Source organism: Limosilactobacillus reuteri subsp. porcinus, assembly GCF_036621895.1.
In the GTDB taxonomy this organism is placed as follows: Bacteria; Bacillota; Bacilli; order Lactobacillales; family Lactobacillaceae; genus Limosilactobacillus; species Limosilactobacillus reuteri_J.
In genome coordinates, this window is sequence record NZ_LN887425.1 from 380 (window position 1) to 1,052 (window position 673).

The 673-nt window shown below is 41.8% G+C and carries 1 protein-coding gene; it reads right to left on the reverse strand.

The features are described 5' to 3' along the window. Positions 1–673, reverse strand: a 673-nt coding sequence (locus AACL61_RS06480) for a reverse transcriptase domain-containing protein (protein WP_339111145.1), incomplete at both ends; no start/stop codon positions are given.

The following is a 673-nucleotide window of genomic DNA, read 5'->3' on the forward strand; positions in this document are numbered from 1 at the left end:
AGGCGTTGAATAAAGTTAGTTAGTTTCCCAATTGAGTAGTACTGAAGCCACCCACGCATTTTTCGATGAATTTCTTCAAACATTCTTGTCAGAGATATTCCACGATTACGTTTAGTTAATAACTTCAGCGCTTTCTTTACTCGTTGTTGCGATTGTTTAGCTGGACGGGCGTAGGCCCCATTGTGGTCTACACCCAACGAAAAGCCAAGAAACTTCAACCGTAGAGGGCTACCGACTTTGGTTTTATCTGGGTTCACTTTAACTTTCAAGCGCTTTTCTAGAAACTGGGTAATGCTTCGCATTACTCGTTCTCCGGCTCGTTGACTTTTAACATAAATGTTACAATCATCCGCATAGCGCACAAAGTGGTGACCACGTCTAGTCAACTCTTTGTCCAACTCATTTAGATAGATGTTCGCCAGTAGTGGTGACAATGGCCCTCCTTGTGGGGTTCCTTTTTCACTCTTAGCGAAAAGCCCATGGTCTAAGACTCCGCTAGTTAGAAACTTACGAATGAGTCTTAGTGTCCATGGGTCATCAATATATTGTTGGAGATACTTAATCATCAAGTCATGATTAACGTTATCAAAATAGGCTTTTAGGTCTAAGTCGACAACTCTTCGATAGCCTTGATTATAAAGATCTACTACTTTTGCAATAGCGTCATGGGCCC